This window comes from bacterium (genome assembly GCA_020440705.1).
Classification (GTDB): domain Bacteria; phylum Krumholzibacteriota; class Krumholzibacteriia; order LZORAL124-64-63; family LZORAL124-64-63; genus JAGRNP01.
Window position 1 is genome coordinate 1 of the sequence record JAGRNP010000048.1, and the last position, 2,960, is coordinate 2,960.

At 67.9% G+C, this 2,960-nt stretch carries 3 protein-coding genes; all 3 read left to right on the top strand.

All coding sequences use genetic code 11. The features are described from left to right. Window positions 1–1,538: chemotaxis protein CheA (locus tag KDM41_08980; protein ID MCB1183556.1), on the top strand; the 1,538-nt coding region annotated here is incomplete at its 5' end. A gap of 24 nt (window positions 1,539–1,562) precedes the next feature. After that, complete coding sequence (locus KDM41_08985; GenBank protein ID MCB1183557.1) at window positions 1,563–2,063, top strand: purine-binding chemotaxis protein CheW; 501 nt, start codon at window positions 1,563–1,565, stop codon at window positions 2,061–2,063. 13 nt (window positions 2,064–2,076) lie between these two features. Then, window positions 2,077–2,958 (top strand): methyltransferase domain-containing protein, encoded by an 882-nt coding sequence (locus tag KDM41_08990; GenBank protein ID MCB1183558.1) that lies wholly within the window; start codon window positions 2,077–2,079, stop codon window positions 2,956–2,958. The last annotated feature ends 2 nt before the right edge of the window (window positions 2,959–2,960 follow it).

Here is a 2,960-nt window from a genome sequence, read left to right on the forward strand (position 1 = left end):
CGGTCGCGGAGCCCGCACCGGCGCCCGCTCCCACGCCGGCGCCCGCGGCAGCCGACGCCGCGCCGAAGACCTCGGGCTTCATCCCCCTGGGCAACATGAAGCCGAAAGCCGCCCCGGCGGCCAAGGCGCCCGCCCCGACACCGAGAGCGGCGGCCCCGGCCCCGGCCGCGGACGCCGAAGCGGCCCGCACCCCGGCCAAGGCCAACGCGCCGGCCAAGATGAAGGAAGCCATGCGCGTCGACGCCGAGCGCCTCGACCACCTCATCGAGACCATCGGCGAGCTGGTCATCGCCGAGAGCATGGTCAGCCAGTCGCCCGAGCTGAAGGGCTCGGCCATGTCGGTGAAGTTGGCCAAGGACCTCGACCACCTCGACAAGATCTGCCGCGAGCTGCAGGAGATCGGCATGTCGCTGCGCATGGTCCCGGTGCGGCCCGTCTTCCAGAAGATGGCCCGCCTCGTGCGCGACCTCTCCAAGAAGCAGAACCGCGTCGTCGACTTCATCATGACCGGCGAGGACACCGAGCTCGACAAGAACGTCGTCGACAAGATCGGCGACCCGCTCGTGCACATGGTCCGCAACTCGGTCGACCACGGCATCGAGGCCGATCCGGCCGACCGCGTGCGCGCCGGCAAGTCCGAGCGCGGCCGCGTCGAGCTGCGGGCCTTCCACAAGGGCGGCAACATCTGCATCGAGATCGAGGACGACGGCCGCGGCCTGAACCGCAAGGCCATCCGCGACAAGGCCGTCTCGCGCGGCCTGCTGCGCGAGGGCGAGCAGATCAGCGATCGCGACCTGTTCATGATGATCTTCGAGCCCGGCTTCTCGACCGCCAAGGAGGTCACCGACATCTCCGGCCGCGGCGTCGGCATGGACGTCGTGCGGCGGAACATCGAGGAGCTGCGCGGCACCGTCGACATCGCCTCCGAGGAGGGCGCGGGCTCGACGTTCAGCATCAAGCTGCCGCTCACCCTGGCCATCATCGAGGGCATGGTGATCATGGTCGGCACCGAGCACTACATCATCCCGACCCTCTCGGTAGTGCGCCTCGTGCGTCCGCGCAAGGAGGACCTCAGCTACATCTTCGACAAGGGCGAGATGATCGCCTTCGAAGGCAGCCACCTGCCGCTGTTCCGCCTCTCGCGCCTCTTCGAGGTGGCGGAGGCGGCCGCCGAACCCCACGAGGCGATGGTCGTCGTCGTGGAGGACGAGGGCAAGCGCATCGGCCTGATGGCCGACCAGCTCCTCGGCCAGCAGTCGATCGTGATCAAGAGCCTCGGCGAGAAGCTGCAGGGCACCGAGGGGGTGGCCGGCGGCGCGATCATGTCCGACGGCAACGTGGCCCTCATCCTGGACATCGCCGGCCTCGTGCGCGTGGCCCACAGCACGGACATGACCGTGCGCAACAGCCCACCGGCCGCCGCGAGCCTCGATCCGCACATCGCCGAGGCCGTGGAGACCGTCATCGAGAGCGCCGTCGCCCCCGGCGGCGCCGACGCATTCGCCCCGGAGAGCGCTCCGGAAACCGTGGAAGCCTGAACAACCCCTTGCGGGAGGTAGAAAATGGCCGTCGAGACCCCAGTGGCCCGTGTCGCGCAGGAAGGCAAGTTCCTGTCGTTCGTGCTCGGCGAAGAGGAATACGGACTGGAGATCCTGAAGGTGCAGGAGATCAACGGCATGATGGGCATCACGCGCGTGCCGCGGACGCCCGAATACGTGCGGGGCGTGATCAACCTGCGCGGCCGCGTGATCCCCATCGTGAGCCTGCGCTGCAAGTTCAAGATGCCGGCCGTCGAGGACACCGAGAAGACGTGCATCATCGTCGTGCAGGTCCAGTACAAGGACACGGAGCTGACCATGGGCATCATCGTCGACGAGGTCTCCGAGGTGCTGAACATCAAGGCCGACGAGATCGACCCGGCACCGAACTTCGGCGGCGGCCTCGAGGAGACCAGCTACATCACCGGCCTGGGCAAGCTCGACGGCAAGGTCGTGATCCTGCTCGACATCGACTCGGTCCTGAACGACGCCGAGATCGAGGCCGTGCTCCAGTCGGCCGGCTAGGCGGAAGGTGCCCATGTCCCTGCTGTCGCGCATGAGGAAACCGCAGGAGGCGCCGCCGGCGCCGGTGACGGGCATGTCCGTCACCGACCTGGCGATCTTCCAGCGCGTGCTCTACGAGCAGTCGGGGATCGTCCTGAAGGACAACAAGCGGGCCCTGGTCGAGTCGCGGGTGAACCAGCGCCTGCGGGCGCTCGGGCTGGCCGGGTACCCGGAGTACCTGGAGCTGCTCCGCGCCGACCGTTCCGGCGAGGAGCTGGTGCACCTGATCGACGTGATCTCGACCAACGTGACCCAGTTCTTCCGCGAACCGGACCACTTCACCAAGCTGGCCGAGGTGGTCGACGGCTGGGGCGAACAGGGGCTCAAGCGCCTGCGCTTCTGGTCGGCCGCCTGCTCCACCGGCGAGGAGCCCTACACCATGGCCATGACCCTGGCGCCGCTCGTGCGCCAGCACGGCCTGGACGCGAAGATCCTGGCCACGGACATCAGCACGCGGGTGCTGGCCCACGCCCAGCGGGGGGTGTTCCCCGTCGATCGGCTGGGCGGCGTGAGCCCCGAGCTCCGGCGGCGCTGGTTCACCGAGCGCGAGGAGAACGGCCGCGCCGTCGCCGAGGTCTCGAACGAGCTGCGGCAGATGATCATGTACCGGCGCCTCAACTTCACGAAGCAGCCGTTCCCCATCAAGGGGATCTTCGACGTCATCCTCTGCCGCAACGCGATGATCTACTTCGACCGCCACCTGCGCACGAGCATGGTGGCCGAGTTCGCTCGCCTGCTCCGTCCCGGCGGATACCTCATGATCGGCCATTCCGAGACCCTGATCGGAATCGAAGGCAGTTTCCGCTCACTCAAGTCGTCGGTCTACCAGCGACTCAATCCTGGAGTAGCCAGTTGACG

Excerpts from the sequence above, each read along its gene's own strand:
- KDM41_08985 (MCB1183557.1), top strand. The coding sequence starts at position 1,563 with ATGGCCGTCGAGACCCCAGTGGCCCGTGTCGCGCAGGAAGGCAAGTTC.
- KDM41_08990 (MCB1183558.1), top strand. The coding sequence starts at position 2,077 with ATGTCCCTGCTGTCGCGCATGAGGAAACCGCAGGAGGCGCCGCCGGCG.